The 15,895-nt window shown below is 57.3% G+C and carries 11 protein-coding genes, 1 tRNA gene and 1 pseudogene; 2 read left to right on the top strand and 11 right to left on the bottom strand.

Annotated elements, in window-relative coordinates:
- Positions 1-13: 13 nt before the first annotated feature.
- The 6 genes from fzlA to AC2FLO_RS13185 all read right to left on the bottom strand — a co-directional run bounded on the left by fzlA (position 14) and on the right by AC2FLO_RS13185 (position 9,032).
- Positions 14-679, bottom strand: coding sequence for an FtsZ-binding protein FzlA (gene fzlA, locus AC2FLO_RS13210; protein ID WP_267363152.1), 666 nt, complete (start codon positions 677-679; stop codon positions 14-16).
- A 58-nt stretch (positions 680-737) separates the two neighbouring features.
- Entirely contained in the window at positions 738-1,472 is a 735-nt protein-coding gene (gene mtgA, locus AC2FLO_RS13205; RefSeq protein WP_496753149.1) for a monofunctional biosynthetic peptidoglycan transglycosylase, read from the bottom strand.
- A 39-nt stretch (positions 1,473-1,511) separates the two neighbouring features.
- Positions 1,512-2,426 carry a Hint domain-containing protein gene (locus AC2FLO_RS13200; protein WP_480586771.1) on the bottom strand — a complete coding sequence of 305 codons (915 nt, stop codon included), beginning with the start codon at positions 2,424-2,426 and terminating at the stop codon, positions 1,512-1,514.
- A gap of 181 nt (positions 2,427-2,607) precedes the next feature.
- On the bottom strand, positions 2,608-7,140 hold the full coding sequence (gltB, locus tag AC2FLO_RS13195) for a glutamate synthase large subunit (RefSeq protein ID WP_496753150.1): 4,533 nt from the start codon (positions 7,138-7,140) through the stop codon (positions 2,608-2,610).
- Positions 7,137-7,574: a GFA family protein gene (locus tag AC2FLO_RS13190; RefSeq protein ID WP_480870897.1), complete on the bottom strand. Its 438-nt coding sequence runs from the start codon at positions 7,572-7,574 to the stop codon at positions 7,137-7,139. The genes gltB and AC2FLO_RS13190 overlap by 4 nt, the downstream gene beginning before the upstream one ends.
- Positions 7,575-7,598: 24 nt before the next feature.
- Entirely contained in the window at positions 7,599-9,032 is a 1,434-nt protein-coding gene (locus AC2FLO_RS13185; RefSeq protein WP_496753151.1) for an NAD(P)-dependent oxidoreductase, read from the bottom strand.
- Between the two features lie 231 nt (positions 9,033-9,263).
- On the opposite strand from AC2FLO_RS13185, the gene AC2FLO_RS13180 reads away from it, so the two are divergent.
- Positions 9,264-10,067: an undecaprenyl-diphosphate phosphatase gene (locus AC2FLO_RS13180; protein ID WP_480538274.1), complete on the top strand. Its 804-nt coding sequence runs from the start codon at positions 9,264-9,266 to the stop codon at positions 10,065-10,067.
- Here AC2FLO_RS13180 and AC2FLO_RS13175 read toward each other — a convergent pair whose 3' ends face one another.
- Positions 10,068-11,051: a complex I NDUFA9 subunit family protein gene (locus tag AC2FLO_RS13175; protein ID WP_496753152.1), complete on the bottom strand. Its 984-nt coding sequence runs from the start codon at positions 11,049-11,051 to the stop codon at positions 10,068-10,070. It abuts the gene before it with no gap.
- A 201-nt stretch (positions 11,052-11,252) separates the two neighbouring features.
- Between AC2FLO_RS13175 and AC2FLO_RS13170 the strand changes: the two genes are divergently transcribed.
- Positions 11,253-11,339 (top strand) — tRNA-Leu (locus tag AC2FLO_RS13170).
- 109 nt (positions 11,340-11,448) lie between these two features.
- Here AC2FLO_RS13170 and AC2FLO_RS13165 read toward each other — a convergent pair.
- From AC2FLO_RS13165 to AC2FLO_RS13150, 4 genes and pseudogenes are all read right to left on the bottom strand, one after another.
- Positions 11,449-11,610 (bottom strand): annotated as a pseudogene (locus AC2FLO_RS13165) (IS630 family transposase); the annotation flags it as partial.
- A 287-nt stretch (positions 11,611-11,897) separates the two neighbouring features.
- Positions 11,898-12,650 (bottom strand): IS21-like element helper ATPase IstB, encoded by a 753-nt coding sequence (gene istB, locus AC2FLO_RS13160; RefSeq protein ID WP_496811705.1) that lies wholly within the window; start codon positions 12,648-12,650, stop codon positions 11,898-11,900.
- A complete protein-coding gene (gene istA, locus AC2FLO_RS13155) occupies positions 12,647-14,146 on the bottom strand; it encodes an IS21 family transposase (protein ID WP_496811704.1) in 1,500 nt (499 codons plus the stop codon). Before istA ends, istB begins: the two co-directional genes overlap by 4 nt.
- Positions 14,147-14,501: 355 nt before the next feature.
- A complete protein-coding gene (locus AC2FLO_RS13150; protein ID WP_496752042.1) occupies positions 14,502-15,887 on the bottom strand; it encodes a M20 family metallopeptidase in 1,386 nt (461 codons plus the stop codon).
- Positions 15,888-15,895: the final 8 nt, after the last annotated feature.

Below are 15,895 nucleotides of genomic sequence, written 5' to 3'. Positions count from 1 at the left end.
CGGGCGCACCCTATCAGAAATCCAGATCCGCGTAATGGGGCGGCGGCCGGAAACCCGGCACCTGATCCGCCAGAATAGAGCGAAACGCAGGGCGTGATTTGATTTTCGCATACCAGTCCTTGACCACCTGACTGCGGTTCCAATCCACGTCCGAGATATAGTCCAGCGAAGACAGGTGCGCCGCTGCCGCGAAGTCAGCCAGTGTCATCTGGTCACCGGCCAACCACCGGCGGTGATCCAGCAGCCATGCCATATAATCCAGGTGGTACTTGATGGCCTTGGCACCCTGTTTGACGTTCTTGCTGTCCGGATAGCCCTGACCCGTCACTTTTTTATTTACCCGTTCGTACAGCAGCTTCGACGTCACCTCATGGTGGAATTTGTCGTCAAACCAACCAACAAGGCGCCGCACTTCGTATCGGGCTTCGGGGCTTTTTGGCATCAATGGCGGTTCGGGGCGGGTTTCTTCGATGTATTCACAGATCGCTGCGCTTTCCGACATCATTTGTCCGTCCAGACGCAATACTGGTACTTTACCCGCGGGGTTACGCCGCAAAAAGTCGGGGTCCTGTTCCCAGTATCGCTCTTCGACAAGCTCAACCTCGATCTTCTTTTCCGCCAGAGACAGCCGAACCTTGCGGCAATACGGAGAGAGGGGAACATGAAACAGACGCGCCATGGGCTTCCAATCGAACCAGTGAGTACCCGACAGATTTAGCCTTTGCAGGCGACGGGTTTCAATCCTCGAAACAATCAGCGCGACCATCTGCGCGGATGGTGGCCGCCCCATCTAGAATAGATGCCGCCCGCCTGCGCGTTTGCGCCGTCGGGTCAGTGACCGATCTGTTGCGCGGTGACGGCAGAATGGCGGCAATCCGCGCCGCCTGAACCGAGTTAAGCTTTGAGGCGCTGGTGTTGAAATACCGTTGCGCGGCAGCCTCGACCCCAAAAACGCCATTCCCGGTTTCAGCAACGTTCAGATAGACCTCGAGAATTCGCTGCTTGCTCCAGAAAATCTCGACCACAGGTGTGATCGAAGTTTCCAACGCCTTGCGTATCCAACTGCGCCCTTGCCAAAGAAATACGTTCTTCACAACTTGCTGTGTAATCGTCGAGGCGCCGCGATTCCCGCCATCCTCAAGCGCATCGCGAATGGCCTGTACGTCAAATCCCCAGTGCAGGCAGAAATTTGCATCCTCTGCTGCCACGACCGAACGCGCCATGATCGGAGCCATGTCCTCGATCGGCACCCATTCGCGCTCAATCTTTCCCAAACGGCGCCACTCCGACCAGATCGTATGGGTTACGGGTGGGTTCACAACCGAATACAACAGGATTATCGCAAGCAAAGCTCCGGCAATTGCCGCAACCGCACGAGTCAGCCAACGGCGAATGTAGCGCACCGTAGGTGTTTTTCTGCTGGATGCCTTGTTTTTCTTACCGCTTGATTTGCGGGCTGCTTTCTTCGCCATGCCTCAGCTATACGACGCACCGTCCAGGTTTGAAACGGCCTAAATCGCGAAAGTGCGTGCTTCCCGTGGGTGAACAACCGGGCGCGCGGTTTCTACCGACATCGGATCATGACCTGCCAGTTCAGGGAACAAATGCAAGACCTCGCTCTGCGTCTCGCGGTCCGAGGCCGACAACGCATGCCCCGGATAATAGCTTTCACTTTTGGCGCCATTGGCGATGACGATCTCGTGCTGCTTGAACAAAAGGTGGAAATACTCCACTTCACCGCCTTCCACCCGGGCCACCGTTTTTCCATTGACCAGAGCATGTGCCGGAATCAGCGCTTCAGCGTGCCCGGACAGGTACGAGGCCCGCCAGTCTTCAACCAGCATCCGATGCTGAGGCGAAACAAGCAGCGGACGATCCAGGTCGAACACTCCGGCCTCAAACCGGATCGGGGCCAGCTTTCCTTCGGCGGCCACCACTGTACGCCCAACCCAGATCAAAGGCTGGGGGCCATGATCCACGGTCGTGACCAGATCGCCGACTTTAAGATCTTCTACTGCACGTTCGCCTTCTGGGGTCGCTATCATGGTGCCCGGCGTGAAACAGGGCGGACCCAGATTGCCGACATTCAGCGGCCCCTGTGTGTTGACGAAGGTGGCTGAAACAAATGTTCCCGGCTGCAGGACCTGACCGTCTGTCGGTGTGAAAACCCGAGATCCGTCAGCCAGATAGAACGTGGTGCCGGTATAGGTTACGTTCCCGACGCCCGCGACGTTGATCGTGACTGTGTCTCCCGGCCAGGAATTCGTGACGTCCTGACCGTTGACGGTATCGCCGCTCGGTGCATCAATTTCGTTGTCATCATCTGCATCGATCAAAGTGAAGCTGCTAACAGTGACTGCCGTTCCCGCAGGTGGCGGGTTTGCTGGATCGAAAGTATAAAACTGATCCTGATACGGTGTTGGCATCCAGTTGCCCCTGTTTGCTTATCATCTGGTGCCTAGATCGGCCCATGATTGTCGCCTGAGTGTGAAAAAAGATTGGCGATTTTCGGATAAACGGGCAAGACCTGCACTGAAACGTCGTTAACATACGAACCCCGCGTGCTGCAAATGACACGCGGGGCTTTTAGAGACAATAGATTTCGGCTTATTCCGCCGGAACTGCTTTGGCTTCAACACTCAGCGGGTGGCTGAGCTTGTTCAGCATCTCCTTCGGGCAAACCTGCAGGAAGTTGCCTTTTTCCACTTCCCAGTGCTGAAGAATGTCAGTGGCCTTGCGGCTTTGCGATTCAGCTGCGTGGCGCATGATGAGCGATTTCAACTGCTCTTCCCAGTGATCCACGGTGACCGGGCAAGTGACCAGCGTTTCCCTATTCATCAGCGCCTCAGCCTTGCCTTCGGGATCATACAGATAGGCCATGCCGCCTGTCATGCCCGCGCCAAAGTTGGCTCCGATCGTTCCAAGGATAACGGCGACACCGCCGGTCATGTATTCACACCCGTTGGAACCGCATCCCTCGACAACAACCTTGACACCAGAGTTCCGGACCGCGAAGCGTTCACCGGCGCGACCGGCCGCGAACAGATACCCGTCGGTGGCGCCATAGAGCACCGTATTGCCAATGATCGTGTTGTCATCTGCTTTCAGCGGGCTGACCTGTGGTGGGCGCACGACGATCATGCCGCCGGACAGGCCCTTACCGACATAGTCATTGGCATCGCCCGACACTTCCAGCTTCAGACCAGGGGCCGCAAAAGCTCCCAGCGATTGCCCGGCCGAGCCTTGCAGTTTCACATGCAGATGGTCGTCCTGAAAGGTGTTCCGCATCCCGAAATTCCGCACAATATGGCTGGACACTCGGGTTCCAACGGTCCGGTGTGTGTTCTGCACTGCATAAGACAGCTGCATCTTTTCACCATCCTTCAGGAACCGGGCCGCATCACGAACGATTTCGGCGTCCAGCGTATCCGGCACCGCGTTGCGCTCTTTGTCGCGGTTGTAGACGATGTTATGTGCCCCATCGACAGTGATCAGCAGCGGGTTGAGGTCCAGATCATCCAGATGAGCCGATCCCCGGCTGACCTGAGCCAACAGGTCGGCTCGGCCGATGATCTCGTCGATTGATCGCGCACCGAGGCTGGCCAGCAACTCACGCACTTCCTGCGCATAAAAGGTGATCAGGTTTACCACCTTGTCCGCATTACCGGTGAACTTGGCGCGCAGGGATTCATCCTGCGTACACACGCCCACCGGACAGGTGTTCGACTGACACTGACGCACCATGATACAGCCCATGGCGATCAGCGCGGCGGTACCGATGCCGTATTCCTCGGCCCCCATCATCGCGGCCATGACAATGTCGCGCCCCGTGCGCAGGCCACCGTCGGTCCGCAGGGTGACGCGGTCGCGCAGGTTGTTCATTGCCAGAACCTGATGCGCCTCGGTCAGGCCCATCTCCCACGGCAGACCGGCATATTTGATCGAGGTCGCAGGCGACGCGCCTGTACCGCCATTGTGACCCGAAATAAGGATAATATCCGCTTTCGCCTTGGCCACACCGGCAGCAATTGTGCCAACGCCCGACGACGCAACAAGCTTCACCGTCACCTTGCAGCGCGGGTTGATCTGCTTCAGGTCGTAGATCAGCTGCGCCAGGTCCTCGATCGAATAGATATCGTGGTGCGGCGGCGGTGAGATCAGCGTCACGCCCTTGGTCGAATGGCGCAGGCGCGCGATCAGGTCGGTAACCTTCATACCCGGCAACTGACCACCTTCGCCGGGTTTTGCACCCTGAGCGACCTTGATCTCAAGCTCCTCACACTGGTTGAGGTATTCCGCAGTCACACCAAACCGACCTGAAGCCACCTGTTTGATCTTGGCCGAAGGGTTGTCGCCATTGGGCTCAGGCACGAAATGAGCCGGATCTTCGCCACCTTCGCCGCTATCGGATTTCGCGCCGATTCGGTTCATCGCCACGTTCAGTGTCTTATGCGCTTCTGGCGACAATGCGCCCAGCGACATACCTGGTGTGACAAAGCGTTTGCGGATCGAGGTGATCGATTCCACCTCTTCGATCGGCACCGGTTTGCCCAATGGTTTGAAATCCATCAGGTCGCGTAGATGAATTGGCGGGTTCGACTGCATCTTGGCCGAATACTGCTTCCACAACTCATACGAGGCCTTGTTGCAGGCCATCTGCATCATGTGCATCGAGGTCGCTTCCCACGCGTGGGTCTCGCCCGATTTACGCGCCTTGTAGAAACCACCGATGGGCAGCACATCCAGACCGCTGCTCCAGCCCTTGGCATGGATTTCCTCGGCCTTGGCCTGAATACCTTTGATGCCTATGCCCGAGATACGGCTGGTCATACCGGGGAAATACTCGGCCACCATGGCACGGCTGAGGCCAACGGCCTCAAAGTTCAGACCACCGCGATAAGACGAAATGACCGAGATGCCCATCTTGGCCATGATCTTCAGCAAGCCCTGATCGATCGCCTCGCGATAGCGCGCGACGTTTTCGGTCAGGCTTCCGTCCAGCAAACCGCGGTCGATACGGTCAGCCAAAGAATCCTCGGCCAGATAGGCGTTCACCACAGTCGCGCCACAGCCGATCAGAACGGCAAAGTAATGCGGGTCTACACATTCAGCCGAACGGACGTTCAACGAACAGAAGGTCCGCAAACCCTGACGCGTCAAATGGGAATGCACAGCGCTGGTCGCGAGGATCATTGGTATCGCAATCCGATCCTCGCCCGACCGCATATCAGACAAGACGATATGCCCGGCACCGGATCGCACCGCCTCTTCGGATTCGGCTCTGATACGGGTCAAAGCCGCGCTTAATGCGCCTTGACCAGCCTCGAAGGTACAGTCGATTTCCGCCAGCGGCGCATCAAAGTTCTCAACCAGCTTGTCCCATTGCGCGTTACCGACAAAGGGGCTTTCCAGAACCACGATCTCGGTCTGGCTGCTGTCTTCATCCAGCACGTTCTTGAGGTTGGCAAACCGGGTTTTCAGCGACATCACGCGGTATTCACGCAAGCTGTCGATCGGCGGGTTGGTCACTTGGCTGAAGTTCTGACGGAAAAAATGGCTGAGCGGGCGGTATTGTTTTGACAAAACAGCCGAGGGCGTATCATCACCCATCGATGCCAAGGCTTCCTTGCCGTCTTCCGCCATCGGAGCAAGGATTTGTTCCAGCTCTTCCACCGAGTATCCCGCAGCAATCTGGCGCTTTCGCAACTCGCCACCCGCAAAGATCGGCGCTTCGGCCACACCCGCAAGCGTTTCGTCCAGATCGTTTATCTTGCCAACCCATTCGCCAAATGGCAGCGCGCGGGCCAGTTTGTTCTTGATTTGGGTATCGCGGTACAGCTTGCCCTTTTTCATGTCGACCGCCAGCATCTGACCCGGCCCCAACGCGCCTTTTTCGGTCACGGTAGCTTCGTTGATCGGCACCATTCCGGCCTCGGATCCTGCGATGACAAGGCCATCGCCAGTCACAACGTACCGCATGGGGCGCAGCCCATTCCGGTCCAGGCCGGCGCAAACCCAGCGCCCATCCGTCATCGCCAGCGCGGCCGGGCCATCCCATGGCTCCATCACCGAGTTGCAGTAGGAATACATGTCGCGCCACGCTTGCGGAAGTTCGACCGCCTGCTTGGACCAGCTTTCCGGAACCAGCATGGTTTTCGCCATCGGGGCCGACCGTCCTGCGCGAACCAGAACCTCGAAAACCGAGTCTAATGCGGCAGAATCTGACGAACCACCTGCGATTATTGGCTTGATATCTTCAGCATAGTCACCAAAGGTTCCGCTGGCCATCCGGATCTCATGGCTTTTCATCCAGTTGACGTTGCCCTTGAGGGTGTTGATCTCGCCGTTGTGGGCCAGCATGCGGAATGGCTGCGCCAGCCACCATTGCGGAAACGTGTTGGTCGAATAACGCTGGTGGTAAATCGCGAATGCCGATTCAAAGCGTTCGTCCATGAGATCGGGATAGAATACAGCGACCTGTTCGGCCAACATCATACCCTTGTAGATGATCGACCGGCAGGACAGCGACGCAAGATAAAGACCCGAGATACCCGACACCAAAGCCGCTTTTTCGATGCGGCGACGGATGACATAGAGCTCGCGCTCGAAAGTTTCTTCGTCCACACCCTTGGAGTTCGAGATTAGGATCTGCTCAATCTCGGGGCGGGTTGCGTTGGCCTTTTCTCCCAGGCAAGTCACATCGACCGGCACGTGTCGCCAGCCATAGATGTAGTAACCCATACGCAGAACTTCGCTTTCGACGATGGTCCGGCACCGCTCCTGCGCGCCGAAATCGGTGCGGGGCAGGAAAACCTGACCAACAGCAATCAATTCATTCAGCTTGGGTTCATGACCCGTGCGGCGGACCTGATCATAGAAGAAGGGAACCGGAATCTGCACATGGATGCCCGCGCCATCGCCGGTCTTGCCATCCGCGTCAACGGCCCCGCGATGCCAGATCGCTTTCAAGGCGTCGATTCCGGCATCAACCACCTTGCGCGACCGTTTGCCATCCACGGACACAACAAGGCCCACACCGCACGAAGAATGCTCTTCTGCTTCGGAATAGAGACCATTTTCGGCCATCCACTTGCGTTTTGCTTCTTCTGCCCGCACCCAATCGGCATCATATTTGGTCATTGGCTGTCTCCTTCGTCAGAGGGGGAATACATGGCTTCGACCTCGGCTTTGGTCATTTGCCGACGTTCACCTGCGAACGCGTATCCCTCGGGCTTTTTGTCGATATAAAGTTCAAGTTTCAGCGGGTTACCTGCTGCATTTTCAAACAGGCCAGCCGCCATTTGTGTCTGTCCGTGCATCTCACCCGGCAGCGTGATCCGATACCAGAGTGAGGATCCGCAATCGCCGCAAAAAGCACGTTCTGCCCAGTCGGACGAGGTAAATGTCTTGACAGGGCCCAACGCGGCATAGCCTTCTTTCGCCTGAAAGGTCACCAGCATCGAACTGGTCCACCGACGGCATTGATCACAGTGACACGCCCCCAGAGCATCCCGCACAGGGGTGGCGGTGACTGTGACCGCACCACACATGCATTGGCCTTGAAGTTCCGACATTTCGAACCCTCCTGAAAACTGGGGTTATTCCGCCGCCACGGCAGTTTTGGCGTTGAACCGGTCGATGATCGCGTTAGCGCAGTCGCGCCCGTCGCGGATCGCCCATACGACCAGTGAGGCACCGCGCACGATGTCCCCGATCGCGTACACACCATCCATTTCGGTTTCCCCGGTCTGGAATGCTGCCCTGACCGTTCCCCATCGGGTGACGGGCAAGTCGGGCTGCCCGAACAAGGTGGGCAGGTCTTCAGGCTCAAAACCCAATGCCTTGATCACCAGATCGGCGTCCTCGACATAATCCGCGCCTTCGATCACTTCGGGGGCCTGGCGACCAGATGCATCGGGCTGACCCAGACGCATCTTCTGCACCATCACGCCGGAAACCTTGTCGTCGCCCGTGAATCCCTTCGGTGCACTGAGCCATTCGAATACCACGCCTTCTTCCTCGGCGTTCTGTGTTTCGCGCTGCGAACCCGGCATGTTTGCCCGGTCACGACGGTACAGGCATTTGACCGATGTCGCGCCCTGACGGATCGACGTACGCACACAATCCATCGCGGTGTCACCACCACCGATCACGACAACCTTCTTGCCCTCGGCATTCAGCCGTCCGTTGTCGAAATCCTCAACAGTGTCACCAAAGCTTTTACGGTTTGATGCAGTCAGGAAATCGATTGCCTTCTCGATCCCGGCAAGACCACTGCCCGGCATGGACAGATCCCTCGACTTGTAAACGCCCGTTGCGATGATGATCGCGTCATGCTTGGCGTGAATTTCAGCGAATTTTGCGGCGTCCACGTCGCAGTTCAATACGAACTCGACACCGCCGTCCGCCAACAGGTCGTTGCGCCGCTGGACGATTTCTTTTTCCAGCTTGAAGCCCGGAATGCCATACATCAGCAGACCACCCGCACGGTCGTAGCGGTCATAGACCGTGACCTGAATACCGGCCCGACGCAGCATGTCTGCCGCGGCAAGACCACCCGGCCCGCCACCGATAATGCCGACGCTTTCACGGCGCTCTGTCGCAGGGACCACTGGCTTGACCCAGCCTTTGTCCCACGCCGTGTCGGTAATGTACTTTTCGATCGTGCCGATGGTGACCGTTCCGTGGCCGGATTGTTCGATCACGCAATTTCCTTCACACAAACGGTCCTGCGGACAGATTCGGCCACAAATCTCGGGGAAGGTGTTTGTCGCCTGGCTGGTTTCGTAAGCCTCTTCCAGCCGTCCGGTTGCAGTCAGCCGCAACCAGTCGGGAATGTTGTTATGCAGCGGGCAGTGCGATTGGCAGTAGGGCACACCGCATTGACTGCACCGGCTGGCCTGTTCTGCTGCTTTCTCGGCGGCGAATTCGGCATAGATCTCGTTAAAGTCTTCTCTGCGGTCATTGGCGGCACGCTTTTCCGGCATGACGCGGTCGATCTGCACAAATTTCAGCATCGGTTGCTTGGCCACGGGTCAGACTCCATGAATTGGCTTGGTTGGATTTCTTTATGCGATGCGCAAACGGATGAAAAGTCATATATACTGACCTTTTGTGAGAATTTTTCACCCTCCCACTCGAAATCTGCAATTCTTAAAGGAAATTTTAGGTACGATTCGGACCTATATGAAGACTTTCCTTTTCCCCACCACCCTTATAGCCATACACCACATAAAAAACGTGGCGGCAGCACGGCAGGGCAGATGAGTCTTTTCCACCTGATTCTCGTGGCAATCATTCAGGGAATAACTGAGTTTTTGCCCATTTCGTCTTCGGGTCACCTGATCCTGCTGCCGAACTTGTCGGGCCTTCAGGATCAGGGTCAGGCCATAGACATCGCGGTGCACGTGGGAACTCTTGGTGCGGTCGTTCTGTATTTCTGGGCGGATGTGAAGCAGGCTCTTGCCGGGGTGCCGCGCGCCCTGACCGGCCGGACAGATACACCGCAGGCCCGTTTGGCTCTGGGCCTCATCATTGCGACACTTCCAACCGTGATTGCAGGTCTGATTCTGCATCTGACCGGGTTAAGCGAGGCCATGCGTTCGATCGCTGTAATCGGGTGGACGATGCTGGGCTTTGGCCTGCTGCTTTATTGGATTGACCAGAAAGGCCCCCAAAAGAAAGAGGCGTCTGATTGGGGTATTCGCGATGCTTTCGTCATGGGGCTGTGGCAGGTTCTTGCGCTGATCCCCGGAACATCGCGGTCCGGGATCACCATTACAGGGGCACGTCAATTGGGCTATACCAGAGAAGACGGCGCGCGGATTGCCATGCTGATGTCAATCCCAACCATTCTGGCCTCTGGCACACTGCTTGCACTGGATGTGATACGCGACGCTGATGCGCAACTGGCTCGGGATGGGGCCATTGCCGCGGCATTTGCTTTTGTCTCAGCACTATTGGCGCTTAGCCTTATGATGCGACTGCTGCGCAGTGTCAGCTTTACGCCCTATGTGATCTACCGCGTCATTCTGGGCGCGGCATTGTTGTTCATGGCCTACAGCTGATCAGATACGCAGGTTTTTCGCCGAGTTCTGAATGTCATCATACTGCCCCGATGGGCGGAATTTCCAAAGATATTCCGGCAGCACCGATTCCAGAGTGGTCGGCGCAATGCCAAGGTCCGCAAAGGACTTGGCGCCGTCAGATACCACGTTGTCATGACGCAGATTCCTGACCTGATCGCGGGTCAGAATGTTGTTCGGGAACAGCTGGAAGCTGACGAATTTCGCGATATCCAGCACACCCGCCATAATCCGGGCAGCAAAAAACGGCAGGCCGACAATGATGCGCCGCCGGTGGATCACTTCAAGCATCTGCTGCATCAGGGCGCGGAAGGTTTTCACTTCCGGCCCGCCAAGCTCGTACACGCCCGGCTCTGCCTGCCCCAGAATACCTTTGACCGCTGCCTGGGCCACGTCGTCCACGTAAACCGGCTGGAATTTGGTCTCGGCACCAACCACTGGCAGGAACGGACCCATGCGGGTCATCCCAGCAAATCGGTTAAAGAACTGATCCTCGGTACCGAAGATCACAGATGGGCGAAGGATCACCGCATCCGGTATGTGCTTCAGCACACCTGCCTCGCCCAGCGCTTTGGTCCGGGCATAATCGCTGGCCGCGTTTGCATCCGTACCGATGGCCGAAATATGCACCATTCGACCAATGCCCTGCTGTGCGGCCAGGCGTGCAATACGCTCGGCCCCTTCGGCCTGAACGACATCAAACGCGTTCTTGCCCAGTTCATTCAGCACACCTACGCAGTTCACCACGACATCGGCGCTCTGCATCGCCAGCGCGACCGAGGCGTCATCGCGGATATTGCACAGCACAGGCTCAACCTGTCCCACGACGCCATAGGGTTTCACGAACATGGCTTCGTTCGGGCGTCGTACAGCCACCCGCACACGCCACCCCTCACTCGCCATGCGCCGCGCGATGTAGCGACCGACAAATCCCGATCCGCCATAAATCGTCACCAGTTTCGACATGAGAGGGCTCCTGCTGAGAAATTGCGCTCTAGAACTAACGCTCGCAGGCCAGCCAAACAAGGCACTAATTCGCCGCGCCGGTCATGAAATACTCAGGCCAAAATCTCAGTTCGAAAACCGAATTCAAAAAACTTTCAAAATTCATTCAGAATCCGGTTGACGCCCCCCGCCAGTCAGCTTAAACGCCGCTCCACGACACCTGCCCAGGTGGCGGAATTGGTAGACGCGCTAGCTTCAGGTGCTAGTGTCCGTATGGACGTGGAGGTTCGAGTCCTCTCCTGGGCACCACATATTTGAAGAATCAGATTGATTTTTATATAAAATCCAGATTTCTAGAGTAGTTTGTCCACCTAAATATCCACCCAATCGGCTCTTGTGTTTGCAATTCCTAATTCGGTTTCGCAGCCACTTCCTTGCTGGGCAGCCCCTCGGCGCACAACAGGATCATCCGACAGCGATCCGACAAAGACCGTGGCGTCTTGTGCCGCCGAACCTGACCTTCGAGAAAGCGGCGCTCTTCATCGCTCAGCGCCACCGTATCCGCCACCCGTCCAACCATCGCATCATCTCCTGAAGCTCGGTTCACAGAATGATTCGAATTACAGTTCCGGGTGACTAGCAACTGTATTTCTCAGGCGGTCTGAGCCGACCAGTTTTGCCGAGATTTTAGGAGTGCGTTCGCGATTGTAATGTCAATCCCGGCGCAAAAAGGGTCAGTTTCCCGGTGTAAAATTGGTCAGTTTTATTTGGAGTTAGCTGCGCCTTGGCACGTGTGCTTGTCATATAGCTGACGCGTGCCAGGGCGCGCTGGCCACAGGCCAGCACTTCTCCTTTTCCATCTGGATTTCAGCTTCGGGCTTTGCGGCTCTGGCGCAGGCGGAAGCTTTCTCCGTTCATTTCCAGGATATGCACATGGTGGGTCAGTCGGTCCAGAATGGCCCCGGTCAGGCGTTCTGATCCGAAGATCTCGGTCCATTCGTCGAATGGCAGGTTGGACGTAATGATGATGGACCCGCGCTCGTAGCGCTGAGAGATGATCTCGAAGAGCAACTCGGCACCGGATTTGCTGAGAGGAACGAAGCCGAGCTCATCAATGATCAACAGGTCCTGGCTGACCAGTTGTTTTTGCAGGCGTTGCAAGCGCCGCTCGTCAACCGCCTCGATCAGTTCATGGACCAGAGCGGCGGCGGTCGTGAAGCGGACCTTGAGGCCCTTTTGGCAGGCCGCCAGTCCCAGCCCCAGTGCGACATGAGTCTTGCCGGTTCCGCTCGGCCCAAGGGCGATGACATTCTGACGGTGATCCACGAACTCGCAACGCGCCAGTTGCATGGTCAGAACCTTGTTCAGCGACGGGATAACCTTGAAGTCGAAGCTGTCCAGGCTTTTGGTCGCCGGGAACTTTGCGGCCTTGATCCGGCGTTCGATCATCCGGCGTTCACGTTCGATCAACTCCAGTTCGCACAGCCGCAGAAGATATTGGGTGTGATCCTTGTTCTCGGTCGCACACTGCCGGGCCAGCCTGTCATACTCACTGTGGAAGGTCGGCAGGCGGAGCTTTTTGAGATGATGCTGCAACAGCACCTGCGGCGTGTCGCTCATGTCGCCGTTCCAGGCATCAGCACCTTATAGCTGGCCGGGTTGGTCGTTTCGACCAACGCCTTGGGCAGATAGGGATAGATGTCGAGGTCCAATCGCGGTGGACGCTTTTCGATCCGGCAAAGGATCAGATGCTTGACGGCATCATAGCCAATGGCGCCGAGGCTTAGGGCCTGTTTGACCGCCGCCTGGACATGGCCGATCTCGAAGGTCTCCAGCAAGCGCAGGATCTGCACATACTCTCGTTTACCGTTCTTGCCCATTCGCGCTTCCAGCAACCGATGCAGGGTGGCAAACTCGTCTGGCAAACCCCAGCCCTTGAGCGGTGCTGCCTGATCCAGGGCCCCAACCTTTTGCTCCAGCAGTGGCAGGTAGTGCATCGGATCAAACACCATATCAGCCTTCTCGTAGGATCGCCGGTGGCAAGCGATCACTTCTGCACCACAGCCAATCACGACATCATGGACATAGGCTCGGACCTGAACTTCATGATGAGCGTAAGCGACGGGCACCGAGTAATCGTTGTTGCGATAGCGGACCATGGAGATCGAGGTCGCCCGCGTGCTGACCTTCTCGCAGGCATCGTAGGGCGTGGGCGGCATCACCATCAGCGCATCCAGGTCGCGCATCAGGCGGTCGCCGATGGCCTCGACATGACCACGCACGGTGTCGTCCTGACGCTTCAGGCATTGTTCTTCGAGAGACAGGTTCAGGGCATCAAAGCTGTCGAACCGGGGCGCGGGAACAAGAAAGTTGCGTCGCCCATAGCCGATCACACCTTCAACGGCGCCCTTGTCATTCCCCTTTCCTGGTCGGCCAAACTTGTCATCAAACAGGTAATGCGACTGCAACTCGGCAAAGGTTCTGGTCCGTTCCCGCTTCCCGTCGCCACAGATCTTCGCAACGGCGATTGTGGTGTTGTCATAGAGGATCGACTGAGGCACGCCGCCGAAGAAAGCAAAAGCCGCATTGTGCCCGTCACAGAAGGCCTCGGTCGTCTCAGCCGGGTACGCCTTGATAAAGAACGCATCTGAGTGCGGCAGGGCCATCGCAAAGTAATGCAGCTTGCATTCAACACCGCCGATCACACCAAGTGTCTCACCAAAATCCACCTGGGCATGGCCAGGCGCATGTGACAGCGGCACAAACACCTCTCGGGTCCGACGCTTCTTCTCCCGCACATAATCCGTGACAATCGTGATCCCGCCCGTGAAGCCATGTTCATCCCGCAAGCGCTCATGGATACGCCTCGCCGTGTGGCGCTGCTTCTTGATCCGGCTCATATCGTCCGCGAGGATCTGGTCGATAATCGCCACGAACGGATCAAGCTTGGGGCGAACTGGCGGCCCTTCACGCCGGTAACCCGGCGGAACCGAGTGCTTCAGGATCTTCGCAACGGTCTTACGATCAATGCCAAACAGACGCGCCGCAGCGCTATTACTCATCCCGTCAACATGGCATGCCCGCCGCACCCGGCTATAAAGTTCCACTGAATACATCTCCCCACCCTCAGCTCGTTCGCCTCAGGTGTCAGACTGCGGAATTTTGCTCCGCGACGGTCAGATCATCCAACCGTTTCAGTGGCCATTTTGTCTCCGGGATTCACACTTCTGTCAGGTCTCGTCAATATGCATCCGAGAGGTAGTTTTTTTGGGTGTATGGCCACCAAGCAGACCTTCGCCGCATAAGCGAAAAAACCGCCGCATGAGCAAAGCAACCCGCCGGGAGGGCGGACAGCTGACTTTCGCTGCATATGCGAGAGCAACTCTACCAATCTGCGAAAGCGGTCATTTACAGTCAGATATGCGATACCCGCCCGATCCAGGTACGGATGAAGTCCTTTGTGGCGCGGGGTCAGAGCGGCCTGGCAAGGTCGCCAATATCCCAAAAAAGCCCGGCCATTGCGCGCAATGCGTCAAGCGAAACTGACTTTAACACGTGCTCGTTTGGCGCGTGCTGCGAACAGCCGCGATAGGAATGCGGCACCCAAACCGTTGGGAGGCCGAGCACATCGGAAAAGACCTCGTTGGGCAAGGAACCGGCGAGATTTGGCAGGATATGGGGCGGCTTCCCACACGTTTTTTCAAGCGAACGCGCGACAAAAGACACCCACGGATGGTTGGGTGAGGTTCGCGTTGCATCGAAGAAGCTGCGGTCGTGAGGCTTGATCTGAACGTTCTCAAATCCTCTCGCGTCAAGATGGCGACGAAGGGCGGGCAGGATATCGGATTGATCAGTACCCACAACAAAGCGGAGCTGGCAGGCGGCCTTGGCATACCCCGAGATCGCATTGACGGGTGCCTCGGGAGCACCACTTTTCATCGCTAGGATCGTAAAACTGTTCCAGCCGAAGACCCGTTCGGCCGGTGTCAGACCTTCTTCTCCCCAATTTTCGTCTATCTTCGGGCCGCCATCCCCGCCAACCGGCAAGTTGCACAGGGCGTCCTGGATGTCTTTGGTCAGGCTGGTCGGCCGCCACTCCGGTATCTGGATTTGACCCCGCACATCGGTGATAGTCGACAGAGCTTGCGCGAGGATCATCGCGGGGTCGGCAAGTAAGCCGCCCCAATTGCCGGAATGATGCGCGCCGTCTCTCAGATCGACGATGAGGTCGAACGAATTGCCACCCCGCGCGCCCAGAAACATCGTAGGCGTGTCTGACTGAAGACGCGGACCGTCCGATGCGATCAGGACGTCCGCAGCAAGGTCATCTTTGTGTGTGGCGCAGAACTCGGACAGCCCGGGCGATCCCATCTCCTCGCCCATTTCGATGAGGATGCGCATGTTGAAGCCGAGTGATCCGCGGGCCTCAATGACAGCGCTCAGCGCCGCCAAATTGATGAGATGCTGCGCTTTGTTGTCGGCGGTTCCGCGTCCGTAGAGGCGTTCGCCCTCATCAACCAAACGAAATGGGTGAAGCCCATCGCGCCACTGGTCCGTTTGAGCCCGGATTACGTCGCCATGCCCATAGGACAGGATCGTCGGGCATGTGCCATCCTCGATGCGCTCAGCAACAAGGATCGGGCCTGCATTCTGCACTGGATTTGGGTGGATTTCGCAAGAGAACCCGAGACTGCTCAGGCGCGGAACGAGAGCTTCTTCCAGGTAACGCGGCAGTTCTGCGGCTTTCCCTGGTGTTTGGCTTTCCGTCTCGTGGGCGACCAATTCGCTAAGCTCGATCGCAAATCGACCACTGTCAAAGTACTGTGCGGCGTTGTCGATGGCGGCGGCGCGGGTCATGGTCGCAT

It is taken from the genome of Ruegeria sp. TASC047 (assembly GCF_059612445.1).
The sequence above is the reverse complement of the archived record's forward strand: the minus strand, read 5'-3'. Positions and strand labels throughout refer to the sequence as shown.

Bases quoted from the DNA above. Each gene is read 5' to 3' on its own strand.
- fzlA (WP_267363152.1), bottom strand. From the start codon at position 679: ATGGCGCGTCTGTTTCATGTTCCCCTCTCTCCGTATTGCCGCAAGGTT.
- mtgA (WP_496753149.1), bottom strand. From the start codon at position 1,472: ATGGCGAAGAAAGCAGCCCGCAAATCAAGCGGTAAGAAAAACAAGGCA.
- AC2FLO_RS13200 (WP_480586771.1), bottom strand. From the start codon at position 2,426: ATGCCAACACCGTATCAGGATCAGTTTTATACTTTCGATCCAGCAAAC.
- gltB (WP_496753150.1), bottom strand. From the start codon at position 7,140: ATGACCAAATATGATGCCGATTGGGTGCGGGCAGAAGAAGCAAAACGC.
- AC2FLO_RS13190 (WP_480870897.1), bottom strand. From the start codon at position 7,574: ATGTCGGAACTTCAAGGCCAATGCATGTGTGGTGCGGTCACAGTCACC.
- AC2FLO_RS13180 (WP_480538274.1), top strand. From the start codon at position 9,264: ATGAGTCTTTTCCACCTGATTCTCGTGGCAATCATTCAGGGAATAACT.
- AC2FLO_RS13175 (WP_496753152.1), bottom strand. From the start codon at position 11,051: ATGTCGAAACTGGTGACGATTTATGGCGGATCGGGATTTGTCGGTCGC.
- istB (WP_496811705.1), bottom strand. From the start codon at position 12,650: ATGAGCGACACGCCGCAGGTGCTGTTGCAGCATCATCTCAAAAAGCTC.
- istA (WP_496811704.1), bottom strand. From the start codon at position 14,146: ATGTATTCAGTGGAACTTTATAGCCGGGTGCGGCGGGCATGCCATGTT.
- AC2FLO_RS13150 (WP_496752042.1), bottom strand. From the start codon at position 15,887: ATGACCCGCGCCGCCGCCATCGACAACGCCGCACAGTACTTTGACAGT.